This window comes from Microbispora sp. H10836 (genome assembly GCF_012999525.1).
GTDB lineage: Bacteria > Actinomycetota > Actinomycetes > Streptosporangiales > Streptosporangiaceae > Microbispora.
Genome location: NZ_JABBWU010000009.1, coordinates 80,466 through 103,654, shown reverse-complemented (window position 1 = coordinate 103,654; position 23,189 = coordinate 80,466). Strand labels below are relative to the sequence as shown.

Sequence of the window (23,189 nt, the reverse complement as noted above, 5' to 3'; positions counted from 1 at the left end):
GGCCGCCCCGGGCCGGCCGCCGATCGATCGGGGCATAGTGGAGCCATGGCCGAGGATCTCAACTATTACTCGACGCTCATCGCGGTCGCCGACGACTGCCCGGTGGACGCCGCGGAGGTGCCCAAGCCCAGGGGCGGCAGGCCCACCGTCGCCGTCCTGCAGTACGAACTGATCTCCGGCGCGCCGTACGGCCTGACGCAGGAGGACGTGCTGTTCGAGACCTGGCTGCGCCGGCAGGATCCGCCGCCGCGGGACCTGTCCGAACAGCGGCGCGCGGAGCTCAGGAAGGAGTTCTTCTCTCGTTCCCAGGCCTGCCTGCGGGCCTCGCCCCTGCCCAAGAAGCACGGCTGGGGGCTGCTGTTCGACCGGGACGGCCGGATCGCGCTGTGCCCGATGGAGTCGGAGGAGTACCGGCGCCTGGTGGAGGGCCGGGCCGGCGGCCCGGGAGACAGCGGCCGGGGAGACAGCGTCGATACGGGTAACGGCGGCGTGCGCGTGCTCAAGGCGATGCGCTCGCGCCGCTCCTGACGCCGTCCGTCCCCACGGGCGGCCCGCGCGGGTTTGCCGGGACCGGCCGGGGGTACGCCCGGTTGTTCCGCAGAGGTCGGCAGAGTCGGCAGAGGTCGGCGGGGGTCGGCAAAGGTCGGCGGAGTTCATTGGAGTTCAGCGCGGTTCAGCCGGGCGCGGCCGGGGAGGGCGGGCGTCATGAGCGGAGTCGAACTCAGCGTGCGGATCCCCGTCGGCGGGGTCGTGCTCGACGCGGACGTCGTGGTTCCCGGGGAGGCCAGGGGGGCGGTGCTGTTCGCCCACGGCAGCGGCAGCGGCCGGCACAGCCCGCGCAACCGCTACGTCGCGGGGGAACTGCAGCGGGCCGGACTGGCCACCGTCCTGGCCGACCTGCTCACAGTGGAGGAGGAGCGCGCCGACGCCGTCACCGGCCACCTCCGCTTCGACATCGGCCTGCTGGCGGAAAGGGTGGGCGGGCTGGCCGACCGACTGCCCGGGGACGAGGCCGTCGGCGGCCTGCCCGTCGGGCTGTTCGGCGCGAGCACGGGCGCCGCCGCCGCGCTCGTCGCCGCGGCGGCGCGGCCCGGCGGCGTCGGGGCGGTGGTGTCCAGGGGCGGCAGGCCCGACCTCGCGGGGGACGCGCTCCGCTCGGTGCGCCAGCCGACGCTGCTGATCGTGGGGGAGCGCGACTCCGTCGTCCTCGACCTCAACAGGACGGCGATGCGGGCGATCACCGCGCCGGTGGAGCTGGAGATCGTGCCCAGGGCCACGCATCTGTTCGAGGAGCCGGGCGCCCTGGAGACGGTGGCGCGGCTCGCCCGCGACTGGTTCCTGCGCCACCTTGCGGGTGGAGCGCCCCCCGCCTGAGCTGCCCCGCTACGATCTGACCTCATGGAACAGCGCGTGTTGGGCAGGACGGGCAGGCAGGTTGGCGTCGTCGGGCTGGGAGCCTGGCAGCTCGGGGCCGACTGGGGCGAGGTGAGCGAGGCGGACGCCCTGGCCACGCTCAACGCCGCGGTCGACGCCGGGACCACCTTCATCGACACGGCCGACGTTTACGGCGACGGCCGCAGCGAGAAGATCATCGGGAAGCTGCTGAAGGAGCGGTCCGGCCTGACCGTGGCCACGAAGATGGGCCGCAGGGTGCAGCAGACGCCCGACGTCTACACCCTCGACAACTTCCGCGCCTGGACCGACCGATCCCGGGCCAACCTGGGCGTCGACACGCTCGACCTGGTGCAGCTCCACTGCCCGCCGAGCGCCGTCTTCGACACCGACGAGGTCTTCGACGCGCTCGACACGCTGGTCTCCGAGGGCCGCGTCGCCGCGTACGGCGTGAGCGTGGAGACGGTGACCGAGGCCCTGACCGCGATCGCGCGGCCCGGCGTGGCTACCGTGCAGATCATTCTCAACGCCTTCCGGCTGAAGCCGCTGGACGAGGTCCTGCCCGCCGCGGAGAAGGCCGGTGTGGGCATCATCGCCCGGGTTCCGCTGGCCAGCGGCCTGCTGTCGGGCAAGTACGGCCCGCAGACGGTCTTCTCCGAGGACGACCACCGCAACTTCAACCGTCAGGGCGAGGCGTTCGACGTCGGCGAGACCTTCTCCGGCGTCGAGTACGGCGTGGGCCTCCAGGCCGTCGACCGGCTGCGCGGCCTCGTGCCCGAGGGCATGACGATGGCGCAGTTCGCACTGCGCTGGATCATCGACCAGCCCGGGGTCAGCGTCGTGATTCCCGGCGCCCGCAACCCCGGCCAGGCCGAGGCGAACGCGGCGGCGGCGCGGTTCCCGGCGCTGCCGGCCGAGACGCACGACACGGTCCGCGAGGTCTACGACGACCTGATCCGCCCGCAGGTGCACCACCGCTGGTGACCCCGCCGTCGCGGCGTGCCCGCGGCGGATGAGCCGTCCCGCGTGGGCCGGGGGCATCCGATCAGGGGGATCCGCTCGAATCACCCTGTGTGGAGACGTGGGATGCCACAGAGAAGAGGGCGGCCGAGGCTGACGGCACGGCCGCCGGGCGGCGCGGATCACGCCGGCCGCGCCTGACGGGCCCGTGGCAGGCCCGGCCGCGCCTCAGGAGGCTGAGGCAGGCCCGGCCGCCCGGCGGGTCGCGGCCGAACGCGGACGGCGTGGCCGGGGCGGACGGCGTGGTCGGCATGGCCGGCGTGGTCCGCATGGTCCGCCTGGTCGGTGTGGTCGCGCTGGCCGCGATGACGGCCGCCCAGATCGCGACGGGGCTGCGGCCCCACGACCTGCGCCTCACCACCGTGGTCGTGGTCCTGCTCGCGGTGAGCGCGCTCGCCTTCGCCGCGGCGGCGTACGGCCCGGGCAGGGCGGCGGGCGCGTTCGCGGCGGCGGTGACGGCGGGCTTCGCCGCCGAGTGGGCCGGCACCAGGACGGGGCTGCCCTTCGGCGACTACCGCTACACCGACGCCCTGTGGCCGCGGCCCGGGGGCGTCCCGCTGGTCGTCGCCCTCGCGTGGGGCGGCATGGGCCTGGCCGCCCACGCCGTCGCCCGCCGGGTGGCGCCGCGCGGCCGGCTGATCCCGATCCTCGCGGGCGCCCTGGCGCTCACCGCGTGGGACCTGTTCCTCGACCCGCAGATGCTCCGGCTCGGGCTGTGGGTCTGGGCGGAGCCCGGGCCGTACCGCGGTGTGCCGCTCGGCAACTTCGCCGGGTGGCTGCTGGTGTCCCTCCTGGTCATGACGCTCATTGACCGCCTCACGGGCCGTACGGACGGCGGCCTGGCGGGGGCCACCGGGCTGGTCGTCCTCTACACGGTGATGGCGGCGATGGAGACCGTCGGCTTCGCCGTGGTGTTCCGGCCGCCCGATCCGTTGGTGGCCGCCGCCGGAGGGCTCGCGATGGGCACGTTCGCCCTGCTCGCCTGGGGGCGCGCATGGCGGAGGTGATCGTGGTCGGGGGCGGCGTCGGCGGCATGGTGGCCGCCCTGCTGCTCGCACGGGACGGGCACGAGGTGCGCGTCTACGAGCGGCTGCCCCGTCTGGGCGGCAAGCTGGCCGAGCACAGGCGGGACGGCTTCACGTTCTCGATCGGCCCCTCGCTGCTCACGCTGCCCGGCCTCTTCCTGGACCTCGGCGTCCCGCTCGACCTGCTCGAACTCGACGAGTTGTGCCGCTATCGCTGGCCGGACGGCTCGGCACTGTCCACCTACCGCGACCCGGAGCGTACGGCGGAGGCGGTGGACCGGCTCGCGCCGGGCGAGGGCCGCGGCTGGCGGGCCTACCACCGCTGGGCCGGGCGCTGCCTGGACGCCTCGATGCGCACCTTCTTCGCGGGACCGCTGTCCGGGCCCGTCGTCGAGCCGCCGATCCCGTGGTCCGGACGGCGGGCCGCCGGGATCATGGGCGGACGGCCGGACGCCGGGCGGCGCGGCCCCGTCCCGCGGCCCCGGCCGGGCGACCTGCTCGCGGTCGCGCCCGGCCGCACCCTGGACGCGCTGGCCGGCCGGTTCTTCCGGGACGCCCGCCTGCGTCAGTACGTCGGCCGCTACGCCACCTACGCCGGGTCGAACCCCTACCGCGCGCCCGCCGCGCTGGGCTGCGTCCCCGCCATCGAGCACGGAGACGGCGGGTGGTACGTGCGGGGCGGGCTGCCCCGCCTCGCCGACGCGCTGGCCGCGTCGCTCGGCAAGGCGGGCGTCGACGTCCATCTGGAGACCGAGATCACCGAACTGATCCCGGGCCCGGGGCGGGTCGGCGGCGTCCGCACGGCCCGGGGCGAGGCGGTCCGGGCCGACATCGTGATCGTCAACGCCGACGCGGCGGCCCTGTACGGGCGGCTCCTGCCCGACCGCGCCCGGCTTCGCCGGATCGCCGGGCTGGGCCTGTCGTCGTCCGCCTTCCTGCTGCTCGCCGCGGTGGAGGGGCGGACCGAGGGCATGCCGCACCACTCGGTCGTGTTCTCCGCCGACTACCGGCGGGAGTTCGGCGACATCTTCGACCGGCGGCGGCCGCCGGAGGACCCCACGGTGTACATCGCCTGCCCGGTGGCGGACGACCCCACCCAGGCTCCCGCGGGCGCGGAGAGCTGGAGCATGCTGGTGAACGTTCCCGCCGGCGACCCCGCGCGCTGGCCGCTGCCGCCCGAGGCGTACGCGGAGCTCGTCCTCGGCCGTCTGGCGAGCAGGGGCCACGACCTGTCCGGACGGCTGCGCTTCCTCGACCTGCTGACCCCGGCCGACCTGCGCGACCGGTACGGCGCGTGGGGCGGGGCGATCTACGGCGGCGCCTACGGCGGCCCGCTGGCCCCCTTCCGCCGTCCCGGCAACCGGGGGCCGCTGCGCGGCCTGTACCTCGTCGGGGGGTCCGCGCATCCGGGAGGCGGGCTGCCGCTGGTGGCGATGGGCGGCCGGATCGTGGCCGCGCTGGTGCGCCGCGACTTCCCCCGCTCCGCACGTCGCCCGGGGAAGGCACACCCGTGAGAACCAGCGCGGCCGGGACAGTGGGGCGCCCTCGGGCCGGTTGGGCCGGGACCGCCGCGCGGGTGCTCGCCGCCGCCCAGGCCGTGGCGGCCCTCGTCGTGGTGGTGCGGCTCGCCCGCGGCCGCCGGCGGCTCCCGCCGCTCACCGCGCCCCTGCCCGACCCGCCTCCCGGCGCCGGCGGCCCGCCGGGTGGCGGTCGTCCGGGCATCTCGGTGGTCATCCCCGCCAGGGACGAGGAGCGGAGGCTCGGGCCCTGCCTGCGGGCGGTGCTGGCCGACCCCGCCGTCACCGAGGTCATCGTGGTGGACGACGAGTCCTCGGACGGCACCGCGCGGATCGCCGCCGCCCGCGGGGCGACGGTGGTGCGCGGACGCCCGCTGCCGGACGGCTGGGTGGGCAAGCAGTGGGCGCTGCACCAGGGGCTGTCGGAGGCGCGCGGCGAGATCGTGGTCACCCTGGACGCCGACACCCGGCCCCGGCCGGGCCTGTTCGGCGCGCTCGCCGCCGCCCTCCGGGACCACGACCTGGTCAGCGCGGGCCCCCGTTTCGTCTGCGAGGGACTCGCCGAGCAGGCGCTGCACGCGTCGTTCCTCACCACGCTGGTCTACCGGTTCGGCCCCATCGGTCCTCCCGCCCCGCCGCCGCCCCACCGCGTGGTGGCCAACGGCCAGTGCCTGGCCTTCCGGCGGGAGGCGATGCGGCGGGCCGACGGCTTCGCCCGGGTGCGCGGGCACATGACCGACGACGTCGCCCTCGCCAGAGCCCTCGCCGCCGGCGGCTGGAGGGTCGGCTTCCTCGACGCGGGGGGCCTGCTGGAGGTCGACATGCACGAGTCGGCGGCCGACGTGTGGCGGGAATGGGGGCGCTCGCTGCCGCTGCGCGACGTCACCCGCCCCGCCTGGCAGGCGGCCGACCTCGCCGTCGTCTGGCTCACCGCCGCGTTGCCGGCGCTCCGCCTGGCCGCCGGGCGGCCGACCCGGCTCGACCTGGCGCTGCTCGCCGTACGGGTGCTGCTCACCACCGCGCTGCGGCGCAGCTACGCCCGGCCGGGCGCGGGCGTCGCGCTGTCGTTCCTGCTCGACCCGGCCACGGCCGTACGGCTGACGCAGGCGACGCTGCGGCCCGTCAGGACCTGGCGGAGCCGCGCCTACCCCGTCTACCCCGCGGCGGGGGCCGGCGCCGTCAGGCGCGGCGCGCGGCCAGCGCCGCCTGCCCGAAGCGCAGCCCGATGAGGCACATGAGCGCGCCGGTCGCGGCGACGTGGCCGATCGGCGCGAACGGCAGTTGCAGCAGCGGGATCGCGAACACCCCGGCCCGGGCCCCGGCCGCGAACGACCGCGTGAGCAGGAAGACCACCCCGAGAACGGCGAGCGCGAGCCCGAACGCGGGCGGGCAGATCACCGCGATGCCGCCGGCGAAGGTCAGCACCGACCGCCCGCCGCGGAACCCGGCGAAGACCGGCCAGGCGTGCCCGATCATCGCCGCCCCCACCGCCAGGTACGCCGCGGGGACGCTCGGGCCCGCGACCACCCCCGGCCCGGTGGTGTGGGCGCCGCCGGCCAGCAGGCCGAGCAGCCCGGCGAGCACGCCCTTGGCCATGTCTCCGGCGAAGACAGGCGCCGCCGTCCGGCCGCCGAGCCGTTCGCGCACGTTCCAGAAGCCGGGGTTGCGGTCGCCGATCTCCCGGGGATCGACGCCCCGCCGTCCCGCGACCAGCACCGCGACCGGAACCGAGCCGAGAAGGTAGCCGCCGATGAGCGCCACCAGCAGGGGGACGAGTGGCGGGAGCGTCGTCACGTTCCACCTCCAGCGATACGCGGACCGGGGGGCCATGCGTCACATGGCCTTCGACCGCCCGGTGCTGCGCCGCACCGGGGGGCTGATGTTCTGGCGGCTGCTCGGCTCGGGCCGGGGAGCGTCGACGACCCTCGGCGCCGACCTGCGCCGCTGGGCGCTGCTCGCCGTCTGGCGGGACGAGCGGGCGCTCGAGGAGTTCCTGGCACGCTCGCCGATCCCCGCCAGGTGGCGGCGCGAGGCCGTCGAGGCCTGGCACGTACGGCTCGCGCCGATCGCCTCGCGCGGGCGCTGGAACGGGGTCGAGCCGTTCACACCCGTGTCCCGGCTGCCCGGGCCGCCCGGCCGCGCGGGGTCCCACGCCACGGCGGGGCCGGAGGACGGCCCCGTGGCGGTGCTGACCCGGGCGTCGATCCGGCCGTCGCGCCTGGTCGCGTTCTACCGGTCCGTGCCCGCCGTCGAGCGGTGGCTGCGGGCCCAGGAGGGCTGCCTCGCCTCCGTCGGGCTGGGGGAGTGGCCGCTGGCCCGGCAGGCCACCTTCTCCCTGTGGCGCGACGCCGCCGCCGTCCGCGCGTTCGCCTACGCCGGGCGGGCCCACCGCGAGGTCGTCGAACGGGTCCGCGCCCACGACTGGTACTCCGAGGAGCTGTTCGCCCGGTTCATTCCCTATGCGAGCGTGGGCACCTGGGACGGTGCCGACCCCCTCGCCGGTCGTCGAACCGCAAAATGGAGCGCACAGTGAACCGCACAGTGAACCGCCCCGGTCTCCTCGTGGGCCGGGGCGGCGCCCGGCCGAGCGGGAGGTCACGGCGCCGGCTGGACGGCGAGACGGTCGCCGAGCCGGGCCACGACCTCGCCCTCGGCGAGGTCGCGCGCCACCACGCAGGCCCGGGCGACGGTCCCGGCCCGGGAGGAGCCGTGCGCCACGACGACGGTGCCGGTGAGCCCGAGGAGGGCCGCGCCGCCGTGCGTCTCGGGGTCGTAGCGGGCCGCCACCCGGCCGAGGCCGGCCGGGCCGGCCACGCCCTCCGCCGCCGCGAGGGCGAGCGTGGCGCGCACGGTCCCCTCCACGTTCTTCAGCACGACGTTGCCGGTGAACCCGTCGGTGACGATCACGTCGACGACCCCGGTGAGCACGTCGCCGCCCTCCACGTTGCCGTGGAAACGCAGCGGCAGGCCGCGCAGCAGGGTCTCGGCCCGGCGGGTCAGCCGGTTCCCCTTGCCGGGCTCCGCGCCGATCGACAGCAGCCCGACGCGAGGGTCGGCCACGCCCAGCACGAGCTGCGCGTACGACGCCCCGAGCAGTGCGAACTGGGCGATCATCTCGGGCATCGGGTCCACGGTCGCGCCGGCGTCGACCAGCACGGTGACCCCGCCCGCCGTGGTCGGGAGCGCGACGGCCAGCGCGGGGCGCAGCACGGCGGGCGCGGTGCCGAGCCGGTCGGCCGCGCAGGCGACCACGGCCCCGGTGGACCCCGCCGACACGAATGCCGCGCCGGCTCCCTCCCGCAGGAGGTCGAAGCCGACGGACAGGCTGGAGCGGACCATGCGGACCGCGCCCGCGCCCCGCTCGGTCATCGGCACGACCTCGGCGGCGTGCACGACGTCGATCTCGCCCGCCGCCCCGAGCCGGGCCAGTTCCCCGCGTACGGCCCCGGCCCGGCCGACGAGGACGACCGGCACGCCGTGCTCCCGCCACGCCTCGACCGCCCCCCGGACGATCTCCGCGGGCCCGTGGTCGCCGCCCATGGCGTCCACCACGACCGGGCGGGACATCACGCCACCTCCACCCGGCGTTCGGCGCGGGCGGCGGCACGCGCGGCGAACAGGTGCCGGGTGAAGATCGCGAGCCTGCGCCGCCGGGAGACCCTGGCCCGCCTCGCCAGCACGTCGTGCCCGGCCGCCCCGATCTCGTCCAGGATGCCGCCGTACAGCTCGTACGCCGCCCTGATGCAGGGCCGGGACGACGGCGCGAGCAGCGCGATCCCGTCGCGGGCCCGCCGGTAGTGGTCGCGGGCGCGGTCGCACTCGTAGGCCACCAGTTCCCGCACGGCCGGCGCGGCGTACGGCGCGGCCAGGTCGGCCTCCGTCACGCCGAACTTGTCGAGGTCGGCGAGCGGCAGGTAGACGCGGCCCCGCGTCAGGTCCTCGCGCACGTCGCGGATGAAGTTGGTGAGCTGGAAGGCCAGCCCGAGCTGGCGGGCGGGCTCGCGGGCCCGCCCCTCCTCGCCCGGCAGGGCCTCCAGCACCGGCAGCATCATCGTCCCGATGACCGCCGCCGACCCTTCCATGTATCCCAGCAGGTCGTCGTAGGTCGCGTACCGGTCCACGGTGAGGTCGGCGCGCATGGACGCGAGGAACGCCCGCACGTCGGCCTGGTCGATCCCGAACGCCCGCACCGTGTGCGTGAACGCGGGGAGCACCGGATCGCGGACGTGCTCGCCGTCCAGCGCGGCGGCGAGCCGGGAGGACAGCCGCTCCAGCGCCGCGGCCCGGTCACCGGTCACCGCGAACGAGTCCACGATCTCGTCGGCGTAGCGGGCGAAGCCGTACAACGCGTGGACGTGCGGCCGTTTCCACGCGGGCAGCAGGCGGGTGGCCAGGTAGTACGAGCGGCCGTAGCTCGCGTGCAGCCTGCGGCACCGCTCGTAGCCGGCCGTCAGGGTCGCGGCCGGCGTCTGTGGTGGCGCGCTCATGGGGTGTTCTCCAGGATGCGTTCGGCGGCCAGGCGGCCGGAGATCAGCACGGGCGGCACCCCGACGCCGGGCGCCGTGTACATGCCCGCGAAGTGGAGGCCGGGGACTCGCCGGGCCGCGCCGGACGGGCGGAACCACGCCGTCTGGGTGAAACGGGCGTCGAGCGCGAAGGGCGTGCCGGCCGAGTGGCCGCGCCGCCGCCACGCGGGGGGATCGAACACCAGCCGGGGCGTGCCGGACAGGTCGCCGTACCCGAGGCCGGCGAGCCGGCCCAGCATGCGGTCCACGAGGCGGGGGGTGAGCGCGGTCCAGTCGGCGCCGCCCCGCGTGTTGGGGGCGGGCTCCAGCACGCTGAGCACGGCGGGCCCCTCGCCGCCGGGCCCGTGGTTGTCAGGGCCAGGACAGGTCACGAGCAGGCTCGGGTCCGGCTGCGGCCTGCCCGCCTCCAGCTCCGCGAACGTCGTCTCCCATTCACGCCCGAAGTGCAGGGTGTGGTGGGCCTGGCCGTCCGGGCGCCGGTCCAGCGCGAAGTGCGCGACCAGGCACGAGGGGGACAACCGGGGCCGGCGCAGCCGCCAGTCGGCCGCCTCCTCGGGCAGCAGGCCGTCGCCGTCCCGCCGCCCGTGGGCCCGGAGCAGGTCGCAGGCCACCACGGCGTGCCGGGCCGCCAGCCGCTCCCCGGTGTCGAGGCGGACGGCGACCACCCCCGCCCCGTCGGTCTCGATCCGCGTGGCCCGCACGCCGTAGCGGAAGACGGCCCCGGCCTTCTCGGCGGCGGCGGCCATGGCCCGCGGGACGGCGTGCATGCCGCCCTCACGGGGGAAGTAGACCCCGCCGACCGTGTCCATGTGGGCGATCACGGCGTACACGCCGAGGGCGCGGCGCGGCGACAGGCCGACGTACAGCGCCTGGAACGTGTGCGCCTTGATCAACCGCTCGTCGGTGAGGTGGCGCCGCACGAGCCCGTCCAGCCGGCGGAAGCCGCCGAGCGCGGCCAGTCGCACCAGCGCGTACGGCCGGGCCAGCGCGCGCAGCCGGGTCATGTCGCGGTCGATGAACGCGCTCCACTCGGCCTCGAACATCTCGCCCAGCAACTGCCGGAACCGCCGGTAGCGCACGGCCTCGGCGGGCCCGCACAGCGCCCGCACCCGCTCGGCCATGGCGTCGGCCCCCGCCACCACGTCCAGCCGCGACCCGTCGTGGAAGGTCAGCCGGTAGTACGGATCGAGCCGGCGCAGCGGCAGCCAGCGCTCCAGGTCCTGCCCGGCGGCGGCGAAGGTGTCGGCCAGCACCCCCGGCATGGTCAGCACCGAGGGCCCGATGTCGACCCGGTGGGAGCCCAGGGCCGCCGTGCCGCAGCAGCCGCCCGGCACGTCGGCGGCTTCCACGACCGTCACCTCGCGGCCCGCCCCGGCCAGGCGCATCGCGGCGGCCAGGCCGCCCAGCCCGGCGCCGACGACCACGACCGGCCCGCCCGCGGTCATCGGCGGGCTCCGCCGGTCGAGGGCCCCGCGGATTCGGCCAGGGGAGCGGGGCCGGGTCGAGCGGGGTCGGGTTGAGCTCGGCAGGCGCGGGCGAGGGGGCCCGTGGGATCGGGGTGGGTGAGGCGGCGGGCGAGGTCGAGCAGGGCCGACCGGGCGTCCGCGGGCATGTCCGCCCCGGACAGCGCCCCGGCCGCGGCCTCCGTCAGGTCGCCGATGCGCCGCTCGACCGTCTCCAGCGCGCCGGTCGCGACGATCACCTCCCGGGCCGCCGCCACGAGGTCCGGCGGCGCCTCGCCAGGTTTCGGCAGCGCGTCCGGCAGCGCGTCCGGCCGCGCCTCGCCCGGCCTCGGCAGCGCGTCCAGCAGCGCCGCGCCCGGGCCGTCCGCCCGTTCGCGGGCCAGCGCCAGCAGGTAGGTCCGCTTGCCCTGCAGCAGATCGGCCCCGGCGGGCTTGCCGGTCCGCGCCGGGTCGCCGAAGACGCCGAGGACGTCGTCGCGCAGCTGGAAGGCCTCGCCCAGCGGCAGCGCGTACGCGCTGAGGACCCGGCGCAACCCGGGCTCGCCCCCGGCGATGGCGTGACCGAGGTGCAGCGGCCGCTCAACCGTGTATTTGCCCGACTTGTACGTCGAGATCAGCAGGGCCTCCCGGCGCCCGCCCCCGCCCCGGGCGGCGCAGGTCAGGTCGAGGTACTGCCCGGCGGCCAGTTCGACGCGCAGCTGGGTGAGAACCTCCAGGGCGTCGGCCAGCCTGCGGCGGTCGGCCAGCAGTGCGGAGTCGGCCCAGGTGAAGGCCAGCATGCCGAGCAGGACGGCGGCCGACTCCCCGAACCGCCGCGAGGACCCGGCCCAGCCGCCCTCCCGATGCCGCTCGGCGAGCGCCACGTGGGCGGTGACCCGGCCGCGCCGCAGCGGCGACTCGTCCATCACGTCGTCGAGGATCAGCGCGCACGCGTGGAGGAGCTCGATCGAGCAGCCGGCCGCCAGCACGGCGTCGAGGTCGTCGGGGGAGCCGCCGGAGGCCCGGTGGCCCCAGTAAACGAAAGCCGGCCGCAGCCGCCTGCCACCGCGCGCGACGAAGCCGGCGAGGTGGCGCCGCAACGTCTCCCGGTCCTCGGCCCCGAGGAAGGACAGCCGGTCCATCTCACGCCGGAGCAGCTCGTCCAGGGCCCGGTCGAAGAGGGTGCGGTCGAACGACAGGGTGCGGTCGAACAGGGCGCCGTCGGACGGGCCGGACAGGTGATGATCGGACGGCCCCCGCGTCTCGTCCCGAACGCCGCCGGTCTCGCGGGTCAACGTCACCATGCGCACTGCTCCTTCGATCGTTACGGTGATCGGCGGCGCCGTCAGTAGAGTTTTCGCGCCCGCCCGCTCCGGCGGTTGCATCCGTGCCGGGCTCCCCCGTCGAAACAAGGCCAGGGGGCGGCCGAAAGGGGCGGAGGCGGCCACGAGGACCGTGCGCGTGCGGCTCCCGGTGTGCCGTGCCCGGCCGTGGTCGTGCCCGGTGCTCGCGAGGCGCGCGCCGGCGGGCTGAGAGGCTGGTCGCAGGGACGCGGACGGGCGGCCGGAGCACGGCGAGCGGCCGGGACGACCGGCCGGACGGACACGGGGTGAGCGGGTGGCAGACGAGGACGCACCGGGGGCCGGCGAGAACGCGGCCGCCGAGGAGGAGCCGGGCTACGGCATCGGGGCCGTCTCCCGGCGGCTCGGCGTGCCCGCGTCCACGCTGCGCACGTGGAACCTCAGGTACGGCATCGGCCCGAGCAGGCGCAGCCCCGGCGGGCATCGCCGTTACGACGACGCGGACCTGCGCCGCCTGGAGGAGATGAACCGGCTGATCCGGGCCGGGATGCCGCCGGCCGACGCCGCCAGGCAGGCGCTGCGGCCGCGGTCCGCATCGGGAGAGCGGGCGGCGCCCCCGGCCGGGCCGGGCGCCGCCGCGCCCCCGGAGTCCCGTGCGGGGTCGTCCGCGCCCTCCGAGTCTCATGAGCCGCCGGAGCTGCGCGTGGCGCCCGCGCCCGCCGTACGGCAGGCCCCGGAACCCGGGCTGCTGTCGGCGGTGATGCTCGCCCGCGCGGTGACGGCGCTGGACGCCCCGACCGTGAGCGTGGGACTGGACACGGCGCTGACCACGCACGGCGTGGTGTGGACGTGGGAGCGGCTCGTGCTGCCGGTGTTCGCGGCCGTCAGCCGCAGGCAGCAGGACACGTGCGCCGGGATCGACGTCGAGCACCTGTTCTCCGAGCGGCTCCAGGTCGCGCTCGCGCGGTTCGCCGCCCGTGCGCCCTCGCCCGTGCATCCCCGTCCGGTCCTGCTGGCCGCCGCCGAGGAGGAGCAGCACGCGCTGCCGGTCCACGCCCTGGCCGCGGCGCTCGGCACGCTCGGGGTGGAGACCCGCGTGCTCGGGGCGCGCACGCCGTACCGGGCGCTGGCGGACGCGATGCGCCGCCTCGGTCCCGCGGCGGTGTTCGTGTGGTCGCAGATGCGGGAGACCGGCGATCCGGCGCCGCTGGCCGATCTGCCGCGGCTCCGCCCCGCCTGCCGCGTCGTGGCCGGCGGCCCCGGGTGGGGGGACCACCTGCCCGGGGAGGTCGTCCGGGTGACGACGTTTCGCGACGCCATCTCGGCGGTAATGACCACTCTGCGGTGAATTCGCGCTCTTTGGCACTTTTTGAAGCCAGAGTTCGGCCCCCCATGGTTGCCCTCTTCCGGCGCGGGCAGCTATGAATAGGTTTTGAATAAGTTTTGGGGTCAAGGGGGGCCGATGGAGGAGACGCTGGAGTTCCGCCTCGCCGCGGGAGACGCGGGCGCCCTGGGGGAGTGCTACCGCGCCCACTCGCCGGCCGTGCGCTCCTACCTGCGCAGACTCGTGCCGCCCCAGGACGTCGAGGATGTCCTGCAGGTCGTCTTCACCGAGGTGTGGCGCTTCCGGCACCGCTTCGACCCGGGTCGCAGCCTGTCGGCCTGGCTGTTCGGCATCGCGCGCAACCGCGCGGTGGACCACCTGCGGGCGCGCACGCCCACGACGGTGCCGCTGGAGGCGGTGCCCGACCCGGCGGGGCACGACGGCCGGCTGGACGGCGACGAGCTCGCCGACCGCGACCGCGTCCGGCGCGCGCTGGCCGCCCTGCCCCATGTGCAGCGCCAGGCGATCGAGCTGGCGTACTACGGGGACCTGACCCAGCGGGAGATCGCCGAGCACCTGCGCGTCCCGCTCGGCACGGTCAAGGCGCGTACGGCGCGCGGCCTGCACCGCCTGTCCACGCTGCTGCGGACGGCGGCCTGACCATGGAACCGGCGGAGGAGATCAGGCCCAGGGTGGCCGTGTCGAGCTGCCTGCTCGGCGCTCCCGTACGGTTCAACGGCGGCCACAGCCGTGACCGGTTCCTGACCGGCGATCTGTCGGAGCACGTGAACTGGGTGCCGGTCTGCCCCGAGATCGAGATCGGCCTCGGCGCCCCGCGTGAGACGCTCCGCCTGGAGCGCTCCGCGCAAGGGCCGCGACTGATGACCCGACGGACGCGCGAGGACCTGACCGCCCCGATGACCGCCCTCGCCGCCGAGCGCGCGGCCGGTCTGGGCGACGTCGACGGGTACGTGTTCAAGTCGAGGAGCCCGAGCTGCGGGCTCCACGGGATCCCCGTGTACGCGGGAGAGAGCGGGCCGGCCGACCGGCGCGGCAGGGGGATCTTCGCCGCCGCGATCGCCGGTGCCCGGCCGGAGCTGGCGGTCGAGGACGAGGGCCGGCTGCACGACGCCGTGCTGCGCGAGGCGTTCGTCGAGCGGATCTTCGCCTCGGCCCGTCTGCGGGCCCTGCTGGCCGGCGACTGGCACCCCCGTGACCTGGTCGCCTTCCACGCCCGGCACAAGATGCAGATCCTCGCCCACGCGCCCGCGGCGTACCGGGAGATAGGGCGGCTCGTGGCGGCGGCGGGCGAGCGGCCCAGGGACGCGCTCGCGGGGGAGTACGCCCGGGCGTTCCGGATGGCCCTCGCCACCCGGGCCACGGTCGGGCGCCACGTCAACGTCCTGCACCACTGCCTCGGCATGATCGGCCGGGAGCTCGACCCGGTCCGCCGGGCCGACCTGGCCGAGGTGATCGCGTCGTACCGGGCCCGCAGGGTCGCCCTGACGGTGCCGCTCGCCCTGCTCCGGCACCACGCGAGGGGCGCGGGGGTCGATTACGTCCGCGACCAGACCTACCTGTCCCCCTATCCCGACGCGCTGCGCCTGCGCAACCACGTCCCCGCATGAACGCGCCCTGCGGGGCAGGAGAGGACCCATGAGATCCACATCGACGAAGACGCTGCTGCGCACGGCCCTCGCCGTGACCGCCGCCGCAGCGGTCGGCGGCCTGTCCACCGACGCCCGCTCCGGCTGGTACCGCCGGCTGCGAAAGCCCTCATGGCAGCCGCCGCCGCAGGCGTTCGGCCTGGTCTGGACGCCGTTGTACGCGACGATCGCCTACGCGTCCGCCCGCGCGCTGTCGCGGGCCGACGACGGCTCCCGGCCGGCCCTGCGGCGGGCGCTCGCCGTGAACCTGGCGCTCAACGCGGCCTGGCCGCCGCTGTTCTTCAAGGCGCGCAACCCCCGCCTCGCGCTCGCGGAGATCCTCGCCCTCGACGTGTCGAACGCGCTGCTGACCCGCCGCCTCCTGCGCGAGGACCGCACGGCCGGGCTCCTGCTGCTGCCGTACGCCGGGTGGACGGGCTTCGCCACCGCACTCAACGCCGCCATCGCCCGGCACAACCCGCAGGCGCGGCGCGACCCCGGCGCCCAAGGAGCCTGAGGAGCCTGAGGATCAGCCGACCGCGCGGCGGAACCGCTCGCCGAGCGGCGCGTCGGGGACGGTGGGCCCGCGCGGGTTCACACGGCGGCGACCCGCGAGGCGGGCGGCGCCTTCACCGTGATCCGGGCACCCCAGCGGGCGTAGTACGTGTCGGTCCACTCACCGCCGCCGGCCACGCCCTTGCGGCTGTCGCTCCTGCGCGACCACTGCGTGGTCAGCCGCACCACTCGGCCCTTGCCGTCCAGCCACAGGCTCCAGCCGATCTTCACCGGGCTCGACTTGCCGAAGGCCTCCCGGCACGCCGCCGACACCGTGCACAGGGCCTTCGCGGTGACGGTGCCGCTGTAGCGCGTGGCCGGGACGCCCTTGACGCTCTGGTGCACCGCCCCGCCGCTCCGGGTGGCGTACACCGCGCGCAGCGTCGCGGGTTCGAAGACGTCGATCGCCTGGCCGGACGCTTGGTACGGCTCGAGACGGAGGTCCCGGCTGCGTACCCAGCTCTTGCCCGCGGGCAGGCTGTCCGACCAGAGCCCGCCCTGGGCGTAGGTTCTGCCGCCTACGACGAGGAACCTGAACGTCTTCCCGGACGTGGTCACCCGCTTGACGGACGCGGCCGCGAGCCTTCCCCTGCCGAAAGCGAGAACGCCGCTGTTCCGGAAGACCGTCGCGTCCGATCGGTCGTCGCCGATCCAGGATTTCGAGGTCTCGGTGAACGCCACTCCGCGTCCCTGGACCAGCGCCTTGCTCATGACGGCCGCAGGGCCGGGTGTTCCCGCGCTCGCCTGCGCCGTGGGGACGAGAACCGCGGTTCCCGCGACAGCGATGGCCAGGCAGACGCGGGTACATGACATTGAGGGGCCCCTTTCACGCAATGTCCAAAAATCTTGGTCTTCATCGCGTGATCGCGCAAGCGCTTTCCGGGCGCCTTCGGGGCCGGACGGGCGGCGGCACGACGCCCGGGCGAGCAGCGACGCCGGGTGGGGACCTCGGGGTGACGCTCTGGAGAACCCCCCGTCAGGGGTCGTTCACTGGGCGGCGGTGTCGAGTTCGCGCGGAAGCTCGGACTCGTCGGCCCGGTGTTCGAAGGCCGCGAGGATCGTGGCGAGGATCTCGCGGAACTGCCGAACCTGACCGGGGGTGAGGGGGTCGAACAGCACCCGCCGGACCTCGTCGACGTGGCCCGGCGCCGCCTTCACGATCGCGGCGAAGCCCTCGTCCGTGAGCTCGGCGACGGTCGTGCGCCGGTCCTCCGGCCGCTTGAGCCGCCGCACCCAGCCCTTCTCCTCCAGCCGGGAGACGGCGTGGGACAGGCGGCTGACCGAATACTGGAGGATGGCGGACAGTTCCGTCATCGTCATGGTCCGCCCGGGAGACTCGGAGAGGACCACCAGGATCATGTAGTAGGCGTGCGGCATGCTCGAGTCGCGCTGCAACTGCCGTTCGAGAGCCTCCTGGAGGAGCTGGCTCGTCCGCAGGTAGGCGCGCCAGGTGCGCTGCTCCTCCTCGTCGAGCCATCGGGTGCCGGGCATGGCGCCAAGACTACCGCCGTGAGCAGCTTGATCTTGGGGCGAAAGACCCTGGTTCGGCCGCCGCCGTTGGGAAAGTGTCATGGGCATGAACGCATACGGGAACATCGACGCCTACTGGCGGGCCGCGAACTATCTGTCCGTCGGGCAGATCTACCTGATGGACAACCCGCTGCTGACCGAGCCGCTCAGGCCCGAGCACGTCAAGCCGCGACTGCTCGGCCACTGGGGGACCACCCCCGGGCTCAACTTCTGCTTCGCCCACCTCAACCGGATCATCCGGGAGCGGGGCCAGGACATGATCTACATCGCCGGCCCCGGTCACGGCGGCCCGGCGGCGGTCGCCCACGCGTGGCTCGAAGGCACCTACACCGAGCGCTACCCCCACATCACACGGGACGCCGAGGGCATGCGCCGGCTCTTCCGGCAGTTCTCCTTCCCGGGCGGCATCCCCAGCCACGTCGCCCCCGAGACTCCGGGCTCCATCCACGAGGGCGGCGAGCTCGGCTACGCCCTCTCCCACGCGTACGGCGCGGCCTTCGACAACCCCGGCCTGGTCGTGGCCTGCGTCGTCGGCGACGGCGAGGCCGAGACCGGCCCGCTCGCCACCGCATGGCACTCCAACAAGTTCCTCAACCGGGACACCGACGGGGTGGTCCTGCCGATCCTGCACCTGAACGGGTACAAGATCGCGAACCCGACCGTGCTGGCCAGGATCCCCGAGGAGGAGCTGGTCAAGCTCTTCGAGGGGTACGGCTACCGCCCGCACATCGTCTCCGGCCACGAACCGGCCGAGATGCACGAGCTGATGGCCGGCACCCTCGACACGGTCTTCGGCCAGATGGCCGACGGAGGCCCGCTGCCGATGATCATCCTGCGTACGCCGAAGGGCTGGACCGGGCCGCGCGAGGTCGACGGGCTCCCGGTCGAGGGCACCTGGCGCGCCCACCAGGTGCCGCTGACCGACGTACGGGACCGGCCGGACCGGCTGGAGTACCTGGAGGAGTGGATGCGCTCCTACCGCCCGGAGGAGCTGTTCGACGCCGACGGGCGGCCGGTCGAGACGGTCACGGGGACCGTCCCTGACGGGCCGCTGCGGATGAGCGCCAGCCCGCACGCCAACGGCGGGGAACTGCTGCGCCCGCTCGTGCTGCCCGACTTCCGCGACTACGCGGTCGAGGTGAAGGCCCCGGCGACGGCCTCCAGTGAGCCGACCCGCGTCCTCGGGGCGTTCCTGCGCGACGTCATCGCGGCCAACCCTGCGAACTTCCGGCTGCTCGGCCCGGACGAGACCGCCTCCAACCGCCTGTCGGCCGTCTTCGAGGCGACCGGAAAGGAGTGGGAGGCCGCCCTGCTGCCGACCGACGAGAACCTCGGCCCCGGGGGCAGGGTCATGGAGGTGCTCAGCGAGCACCAGTGCCAGGGCTGGCTGGAGGGCTACCTGCTGACCGGCCGCCACGGGCTGTTCAACTGCTACGAGGCCTTCATCCACATCGTCGACGCGATGTTCAACCAGCACGCCAAATGGCTGGAGTCCTCCCGCAAGATTCCCTGGCGGCGGCCGGTCGCCTCGCTGAACTACCTGCTGTCGTCCCACGTGTGGCGCCAGGACCACAACGGCTTCAGCCACCAGGACCCCGGCTTCCTCGACGTCGTCGTCAACAAGAAGGCCGAGGTCGTGCGCGTCTACCTGCCGCCGGACGCCAACACCCTGCTGTCGGTCGCCGACCACTGCCTGCGCTCGCGCGACTACGTCAACGTCGTCGTGGCGGGCAAGCAGCCCGTGCTCGACCTGATGAGCATGGACGAGGCGGTCGTCCACTGCACCCGCGGCCTGGGCATCCTCGACTGGGCCTCCACCGACGAGGGCACCGACCCCGACGTCGTGCTCGCCTGCGCCGGCGACGTGCCCACGCTGGAGACCCTGGCCGCCGCCGCGCTGCTCCGCGAGCACCTGCCCGAGCTGCGGATCCGGGTGATCAACGTGGTCGACCTCATGCGGCTGCAGCCGGCCTCCGAGCACCCGCACGGCCTGCCCGACGTCGAGTTCGACGCGCTGTTCACCACGGACAAGCCGATCATCTTCAACTTCCACGGCTACCCGTGGCTGATCCACCGGCTCACCTACCGGCGTACGGGGCACGACAACCTGCACGTGCGCGGTTACAAGGAGGAGGGCACCACGACCACGCCGTTCGACATGGCGATGCTCAACGACATCGACCGCTTCCACCTGGTGATGGACGTGATCGACCGGGTGCCCGGCCTGGGCAGCCGCGCCGCCCACCTGCGCCAGCGCATGGCCGACGCCCGGCTGCGCGCCCGCGCCCACACCCGCGAGTTCGGCGAGGACCCCGCCGAGATCCGCGACTGGACGTGGCCCTTCTGAGTCCCCGGGCCCGGTGAATCCCGGCCCCTCTCGCTCCGGGGCGGGGACCCGGGCGCGGCGCATCTCCGCCATTCGGGGGCGGCGGCACCGGTAGCATCGGAGGCGACCGGAGCCGCCGCCTCGCGTGCGCGCGGCCACCGAGATCCACGCATCGAACCTGTCCTAAGGAGCCACCGTGTCCGCCGCCCTTGAGATACGCATCACCCTCGCCGGAGCCGAGCGCGTGGTGGCGGCGGGTACGACGGCCGGGGAGGCGCTCGGCGCCGACGGCAGGTCGGTGATCGCCGCCCGGATCAACGGGGAGCCGCGCGACCTGGCCGCCGAGGTCGCCGAGGGCGACGTGGTCGAGCCGGTCGAGATCGACAGCCCCGACGGCCGGGCGATCCTGCGCCACTCCACCGCGCACGTCATGGCCCAGGCCGTCCAGGAGATCTTCCCCGAGGCGAAGCTCGGCATCGGCCCGCCGGTCGAGAACGGCTTCTACTACGACTTCGACGTCCGCGAGCCGTTCACCCCCGACGACCTCAAGCGCATCGAGAAGCGCATGCGCGAGATCGTCAAGCAGGGGCAGAGCTTCCGGCGCCGCCCGGTCGGCGACGACGAGGCCCGGGCCGAGCTGGCGGCCGAGCCGTACAAGCTGGAGCTCATCGGGCTCAAGGGCGGCGCGGCCGAGGCGGCCGACGGCGCGAACGTCGAGGTCGGCGGCGGCCAGCTCACCATCTACGACAACCTCGACCCCAAGTCGGGCGAGCTGTGCTGGAAGGACCTGTGCCGGGGGCCGCACCTGCCGACCACCCGGGTCATCCCGGCCTTCAAGCTCATGCGGTCGGGTGGCGCCTACTGGCGGGGCAGCGAGAAGAACCCGCAGCTGCAGCGCATCTACGGCACCGCCTGGGAGTCCCGCGAGAAGCAGGACGAGTACCTCAAGTTCCTGGAGGAGGCCGAGAAGCGCGACCACCGCAAGCTCGGCGCCGAGCTCGACCTGTTCTCCTTCCCGGACGAGCTGGGCTCCGGCCTGCCGGTGTTCCACCCGAAGGGCGGCGTGATCCGCCGGGTGATGGAGGACTACTCCCGCCGCAGGCACGAGGAGGCGGGCTACTCCTTCGTCAACACCCCGCACATCACGAAGGACAACCTCTACAAGATCTCCGGCCACCTCGACTGGTACGCCGACGGCATGTTCCCTCCCATGGAGCTGGAGGGTGCGCGCTACTACCTCAAGCCGATGAACTGCCCGATGCACAACCTGATCTTCAGGGCGCGCGGGCGGTCCTACCGTGAGCTGCCGCTGCGGCTGTTCGAGTTCGGCACGGTCTACCGCTACGAGAAGTCGGGCGTGGTGCACGGCCTGACCCGCGTACGCGGCCTGACCCAGGACGACGCGCACATCTACTGCACCCGCGAGCAGATGCGCGACGAGCTCACCTCGCTGCTGCGGTTCGTGCTCGACCTGCTGCGCGACTACGGCCTGGAGGACTTCTACCTGGAGCTTTCCACCAAGGACCCGGAGAAGTTCGTCGGCAGCGACGAGACCTGGGAGGAGGCCACCCAGACCCTGCGGGAGGTGGCCGAGTCGGAGAAGCTGGAGCTGGTCCTCGACCCGGGCGGCGCGGCCTTCTACGGGCCCAAGATCTCGGTGCAGGCCCGGGACGCGATCGGCCGGTCCTGGCAGATGTCGACCATCCAGCTCGACTTCAACCTGCCCGAGCGCTTCGGCCTGGAGTACCAGGCTGCCGACGGCACCCGGCAGCGGCCGGTCATGATCCACCGGGCGCTGTTCGGATCGATCGAGCGCTTCTTCGGCGTGCTGGTCGAGCACTACGCGGGCGCCTTCCCCGCGTGGCTCGCCCCGGTGCAGGTCGTCGGCATCCCGATCGCCGACGCCCACGCGCCCTACCTGCAGGACGTCGCCAAGCGGCTGCGTGAGCAGGGCATCAGGATCGAGGTCGACGAGAGCGACGACCGCATGCAGAAGAAGATCCGCAACGCCCAGAAGGCCAAGGTGCCGTACATGCTGCTGGCGGGCGACGACGACATCGCCGCCGGCGCGGTGTCCTTCCGCTACCGCAACGGCGAGCAGAAGAACGGCGTGCCGATCGACCAGGCGATCGACGAGATCGTCGACGCCGTCCGCCGCCGCATCCAGGTCTGACGGGCGGAAGACAGCGGATCGGGCGTCCCCTCCGGGGCGCCCGATCTCGCATGACCGGCCCAATGGCCGGCTCAGGAGGCCGGCGCCGCCTCGGCGGGGGAGCCCTGACCGGGGAGGCGGACGTCGTCGACGGTCACGTTGACCTCGACCACGCGCATGCCGAGCATGCGGCCCACCGACCGGGCGACGTTGACCTTGACCTCGGTGGCGACGTCCATGACCACATGGCCGTACACGATGACGATGGTCACGTCGACGGAGACCTGCTCATCCTGGATCTTCGCCTGCACGCCCTGCGTCGCCCGCTTGGCCCCCACGCCGATGAGGTCGCGTACGTTCTCGAAGGCGCGCTCGAGGTCGCCGCCCAGGTCGGCGACGCCGGGGATCTCCAGTGCGGCCAGGGCGGCGACCTTCTCCACCACCTCGTCGGCGACCTTGATGCGGCCCTTGAGGACGTCCGCGGTCGGGGCGTCGGGCCGGGGTGTCACCGCGAGCGGTTCCGGCTCCGTCGCCGGGTCGCCGAGGCCTGCCTCGGCGTACGCGTCGATCTGCTCTTCCATCCGCTCCTCGGCGGCGGCGGCCTCGCTCATGTGACGGCTCCATAGGGTGGGGGGCGTCCGGCAGGTGCATTCTGCCCGACGATCAGACGGGCCGTCCGCCGCCCGCGCATATCGGCACACCGACCGGACCGCAGGCCCCGAGATCCTCGCCGCTCCCGGTCAACCCGGCGGGCGGGGAGAGATCCCCGGGGTCATATGCTGCTGCCGTGCCGTTGCTGTGCCGTCGTGCGGGCGGAAGCGGCGGCGGCCTGGCACAGGGGACGAACCGGAGGGAAGCGCGACCGTGGATTCAGAGCCGATCGAGCAGGCCGGCGCCGGGGTTCCCGACAGCTTCCAGCGCCTGTGGACCCCGCACCGGATGGCCTACATCAAGGGCGAGAACAAGCCCAGCGGGTCCGGGGTGGACGACGGCTGCCCGTTCTGCGAGATCCCCAAGCTGCCCGACGAGGACGGGCTGATCGTGGCGCGGGGATCGGCCGTGTTCGCCGTGCTCAACCTCTACCCGTACAACTCCGGGCACCTGATGGTCTGCCCCTACCGCCACGTGTCGGACTACGCCGACCTCGACGGACCGGAGACGGCCGAGCTGGCCGAGTTCACCAAGCGCGCGACGCAGGCGCTGCGCAAGGCGAGCGGGGCGCAGGGCTTCAACGTCGGCATGAACCTGGGCGGCGTGGCGGGCGCGGGCATCGCCGCCCACCTCCACCAGCACGTCGTGCCCCGGTGGGGCGGCGACACCAACTTCATGCCGGTGGTCGGGCGCACCAAGGTGCTGCCGCAGCTGCTGCGCGACACGCGCGACCTGCTCGCCGACGCCTGGCCCGCCTCCTCCTGAGCGCCTCCTCCTGACGG

The 23,189-nt window shown here is 74.5% G+C and carries 22 protein-coding genes; 14 read left to right on the top strand and 8 right to left on the bottom strand.

The annotated features are described in order from the left end of the window. Positions 1 to 45 precede the first annotated feature (45 nt). The 6 genes from HHX30_RS18170 (at position 46) to HHX30_RS18145 (ending at position 6,183) form a co-directional block, all read left to right on the top strand. Complete coding sequence (locus HHX30_RS18170) at positions 46 to 528, top strand: DUF6157 family protein (protein ID WP_211592181.1); 483 nt, start codon at positions 46 to 48, stop codon at positions 526 to 528. Between the two features lie 177 nt (positions 529 to 705). Further along, positions 706 to 1,374, top strand: a complete 669-nt coding sequence (locus HHX30_RS18165) for a dienelactone hydrolase family protein (protein ID WP_169983158.1) — start codon at positions 706 to 708, stop codon at positions 1,372 to 1,374. Between the two features lie 24 nt (positions 1,375 to 1,398). Beyond that, positions 1,399 to 2,376, top strand: a complete 978-nt coding sequence (locus HHX30_RS18160; protein WP_169983157.1) for an aldo/keto reductase — start codon at positions 1,399 to 1,401, stop codon at positions 2,374 to 2,376. Positions 2,377 to 2,636: 260 nt separating this feature from the next. Continuing rightward, the gene (locus tag HHX30_RS18155) at positions 2,637 to 3,419 is read left to right on the top strand and encodes a carotenoid biosynthesis protein (protein ID WP_311922543.1); all 783 of its coding nucleotides are present in this window, start codon (positions 2,637 to 2,639) and stop codon (positions 3,417 to 3,419) included. Further along, positions 3,407 to 4,951, top strand: coding sequence for an NAD(P)/FAD-dependent oxidoreductase (locus HHX30_RS18150; RefSeq protein ID WP_211592180.1), 1,545 nt, complete (start codon positions 3,407 to 3,409; stop codon positions 4,949 to 4,951). Before HHX30_RS18155 ends, HHX30_RS18150 begins: the two co-directional genes overlap by 13 nt. Continuing rightward, positions 4,948 to 6,183 (top strand): glycosyltransferase family 2 protein, encoded by a 1,236-nt coding sequence (locus tag HHX30_RS18145; RefSeq protein ID WP_169983156.1) that lies wholly within the window; start codon positions 4,948 to 4,950, stop codon positions 6,181 to 6,183. Before HHX30_RS18150 ends, HHX30_RS18145 begins: the two co-directional genes overlap by 4 nt. Here HHX30_RS18145 and HHX30_RS18140 read toward each other — a convergent pair. After that, positions 6,134 to 6,748: a glycerol-3-phosphate acyltransferase gene (locus HHX30_RS18140; protein ID WP_311922542.1), complete on the bottom strand. Its 615-nt coding sequence runs from the start codon at positions 6,746 to 6,748 to the stop codon at positions 6,134 to 6,136. The genes HHX30_RS18145 and HHX30_RS18140 overlap by 50 nt on opposite strands. A gap of 43 nt (positions 6,749 to 6,791) precedes the next feature. Between HHX30_RS18140 and HHX30_RS18135 the strand changes: the two genes are divergently transcribed. Next, positions 6,792 to 7,487: a spheroidene monooxygenase gene (locus HHX30_RS18135; protein WP_249350181.1), complete on the top strand. Its 696-nt coding sequence runs from the start codon at positions 6,792 to 6,794 to the stop codon at positions 7,485 to 7,487. Positions 7,488 to 7,549: 62 nt separating this feature from the next. Here the strand turns inward: HHX30_RS18135 and plsX are convergent, their stop codons facing one another. From plsX to HHX30_RS18115, 4 genes are read right to left on the bottom strand one after another with little or no spacing between them, the layout of a single operon-like run. After that, positions 7,550 to 8,521 carry a phosphate acyltransferase PlsX gene (gene plsX, locus HHX30_RS18130; RefSeq protein WP_169983153.1) on the bottom strand — a complete coding sequence of 324 codons (972 nt, stop codon included), beginning with the start codon at positions 8,519 to 8,521 and terminating at the stop codon, positions 7,550 to 7,552. Beyond that, positions 8,521 to 9,441 (bottom strand): phytoene/squalene synthase family protein, encoded by a 921-nt coding sequence (locus tag HHX30_RS18125; RefSeq protein WP_169983152.1) that lies wholly within the window; start codon positions 9,439 to 9,441, stop codon positions 8,521 to 8,523. The genes plsX and HHX30_RS18125 overlap by 1 nt, the downstream gene beginning before the upstream one ends. Next, positions 9,438 to 10,925: an NAD(P)/FAD-dependent oxidoreductase gene (locus HHX30_RS18120; protein WP_169983151.1), complete on the bottom strand. Its 1,488-nt coding sequence runs from the start codon at positions 10,923 to 10,925 to the stop codon at positions 9,438 to 9,440. Before HHX30_RS18120 ends, HHX30_RS18125 begins: the two co-directional genes overlap by 4 nt. Beyond that, entirely contained in the window at positions 10,922 to 12,226 is a 1,305-nt protein-coding gene (locus HHX30_RS18115) for a polyprenyl synthetase family protein (RefSeq protein ID WP_169983150.1), read from the bottom strand. The genes HHX30_RS18120 and HHX30_RS18115 overlap by 4 nt, the downstream gene beginning before the upstream one ends. A gap of 313 nt (positions 12,227 to 12,539) precedes the next feature. Between HHX30_RS18115 and HHX30_RS18110 the strand changes: the two genes are divergently transcribed. The 4 genes from HHX30_RS18110 (at position 12,540) to HHX30_RS18095 (ending at position 15,710) form a co-directional block, all read left to right on the top strand. Further along, the gene (locus tag HHX30_RS18110) at positions 12,540 to 13,571 is read left to right on the top strand and encodes a MerR family transcriptional regulator (protein WP_169983149.1); all 1,032 of its coding nucleotides are present in this window, start codon (positions 12,540 to 12,542) and stop codon (positions 13,569 to 13,571) included. Positions 13,572 to 13,685: 114 nt separating this feature from the next. Continuing rightward, positions 13,686 to 14,207, top strand: coding sequence for an RNA polymerase sigma factor (locus HHX30_RS18105; protein WP_169983148.1), 522 nt, complete (start codon positions 13,686 to 13,688; stop codon positions 14,205 to 14,207). A gap of 2 nt (positions 14,208 to 14,209) precedes the next feature. Beyond that, positions 14,210 to 15,175, top strand: coding sequence for a DUF523 and DUF1722 domain-containing protein (locus tag HHX30_RS18100; protein ID WP_169983147.1), 966 nt, complete (start codon positions 14,210 to 14,212; stop codon positions 15,173 to 15,175). A 28-nt stretch (positions 15,176 to 15,203) separates the two neighbouring features. Then, the gene (locus HHX30_RS18095; protein WP_169983146.1) at positions 15,204 to 15,710 is read left to right on the top strand and encodes a TspO/MBR family protein; all 507 of its coding nucleotides are present in this window, start codon (positions 15,204 to 15,206) and stop codon (positions 15,708 to 15,710) included. Positions 15,711 to 15,787: 77 nt separating this feature from the next. Here HHX30_RS18095 and HHX30_RS18090 read toward each other — a convergent pair whose 3' ends face one another. Both HHX30_RS18090 and HHX30_RS18085 read right to left on the bottom strand, forming a co-directional pair. Next, entirely contained in the window at positions 15,788 to 16,561 is a 774-nt protein-coding gene (locus HHX30_RS18090; protein WP_169983145.1) for a hypothetical protein, read from the bottom strand. A gap of 174 nt (positions 16,562 to 16,735) precedes the next feature. After that, complete coding sequence (locus tag HHX30_RS18085; RefSeq protein ID WP_169983144.1) at positions 16,736 to 17,239, bottom strand: MarR family winged helix-turn-helix transcriptional regulator; 504 nt, start codon at positions 17,237 to 17,239, stop codon at positions 16,736 to 16,738. Between the two features lie 85 nt (positions 17,240 to 17,324). On the opposite strand from HHX30_RS18085, the gene HHX30_RS18080 reads away from it, so the two are divergent. Both HHX30_RS18080 and thrS read left to right on the top strand, forming a co-directional pair. Then, positions 17,325 to 19,625, top strand: a complete 2,301-nt coding sequence (locus tag HHX30_RS18080; RefSeq protein WP_169983143.1) for a phosphoketolase — start codon at positions 17,325 to 17,327, stop codon at positions 19,623 to 19,625. Positions 19,626 to 19,800: 175 nt separating this feature from the next. Next, entirely contained in the window at positions 19,801 to 21,777 is a 1,977-nt protein-coding gene (gene thrS / locus HHX30_RS18075; RefSeq protein ID WP_169983142.1) for a threonine--tRNA ligase, read from the top strand. Positions 21,778 to 21,848: 71 nt separating this feature from the next. Here the strand turns inward: thrS and HHX30_RS18070 are convergent, their stop codons facing one another. Beyond that, on the bottom strand, positions 21,849 to 22,367 hold the full coding sequence (locus HHX30_RS18070) for an Asp23/Gls24 family envelope stress response protein (RefSeq protein WP_169983141.1): 519 nt from the start codon (positions 22,365 to 22,367) through the stop codon (positions 21,849 to 21,851). Between the two features lie 253 nt (positions 22,368 to 22,620). On the opposite strand from HHX30_RS18070, the gene HHX30_RS18065 reads away from it, so the two are divergent. Beyond that, entirely contained in the window at positions 22,621 to 23,172 is a 552-nt protein-coding gene (locus HHX30_RS18065) for an HIT domain-containing protein (RefSeq protein ID WP_169983140.1), read from the top strand. Positions 23,173 to 23,189: the final 17 nt, after the last annotated feature.

Bases quoted from the DNA above. Each gene is read 5' to 3' on its own strand.
- HHX30_RS18170 (WP_211592181.1), top strand. From the start codon at position 46: ATGGCCGAGGATCTCAACTATTACTCGACGCTCATCGCGGTCGCCGAC.
- HHX30_RS18165 (WP_169983158.1), top strand. From the start codon at position 706: ATGAGCGGAGTCGAACTCAGCGTGCGGATCCCCGTCGGCGGGGTCGTG.
- HHX30_RS18160 (WP_169983157.1), top strand. From the start codon at position 1,399: ATGGAACAGCGCGTGTTGGGCAGGACGGGCAGGCAGGTTGGCGTCGTC.
- HHX30_RS18150 (WP_211592180.1), top strand. From the start codon at position 3,407: ATGGCGGAGGTGATCGTGGTCGGGGGCGGCGTCGGCGGCATGGTGGCC.
- HHX30_RS18135 (WP_249350181.1), top strand. From the start codon at position 6,792: ATGGCCTTCGACCGCCCGGTGCTGCGCCGCACCGGGGGGCTGATGTTC.
- plsX (WP_169983153.1), bottom strand. From the start codon at position 8,521: ATGTCCCGCCCGGTCGTGGTGGACGCCATGGGCGGCGACCACGGGCCC.
- HHX30_RS18125 (WP_169983152.1), bottom strand. From the start codon at position 9,441: ATGAGCGCGCCACCACAGACGCCGGCCGCGACCCTGACGGCCGGCTAC.
- HHX30_RS18120 (WP_169983151.1), bottom strand. From the start codon at position 10,925: ATGACCGCGGGCGGGCCGGTCGTGGTCGTCGGCGCCGGGCTGGGCGGC.
- HHX30_RS18115 (WP_169983150.1), bottom strand. From the start codon at position 12,226: ATGGTGACGTTGACCCGCGAGACCGGCGGCGTTCGGGACGAGACGCGG.
- HHX30_RS18105 (WP_169983148.1), top strand. From the start codon at position 13,686: ATGGAGGAGACGCTGGAGTTCCGCCTCGCCGCGGGAGACGCGGGCGCC.
- HHX30_RS18100 (WP_169983147.1), top strand. From the start codon at position 14,210: ATGGAACCGGCGGAGGAGATCAGGCCCAGGGTGGCCGTGTCGAGCTGC.
- HHX30_RS18095 (WP_169983146.1), top strand. From the start codon at position 15,204: ATGAGATCCACATCGACGAAGACGCTGCTGCGCACGGCCCTCGCCGTG.
- HHX30_RS18090 (WP_169983145.1), bottom strand. From the start codon at position 16,561: ATGTCATGTACCCGCGTCTGCCTGGCCATCGCTGTCGCGGGAACCGCG.
- HHX30_RS18085 (WP_169983144.1), bottom strand. From the start codon at position 17,239: ATGCCCGGCACCCGATGGCTCGACGAGGAGGAGCAGCGCACCTGGCGC.
- HHX30_RS18080 (WP_169983143.1), top strand. From the start codon at position 17,325: ATGAACGCATACGGGAACATCGACGCCTACTGGCGGGCCGCGAACTAT.
- HHX30_RS18070 (WP_169983141.1), bottom strand. From the start codon at position 22,367: ATGAGCGAGGCCGCCGCCGCCGAGGAGCGGATGGAAGAGCAGATCGAC.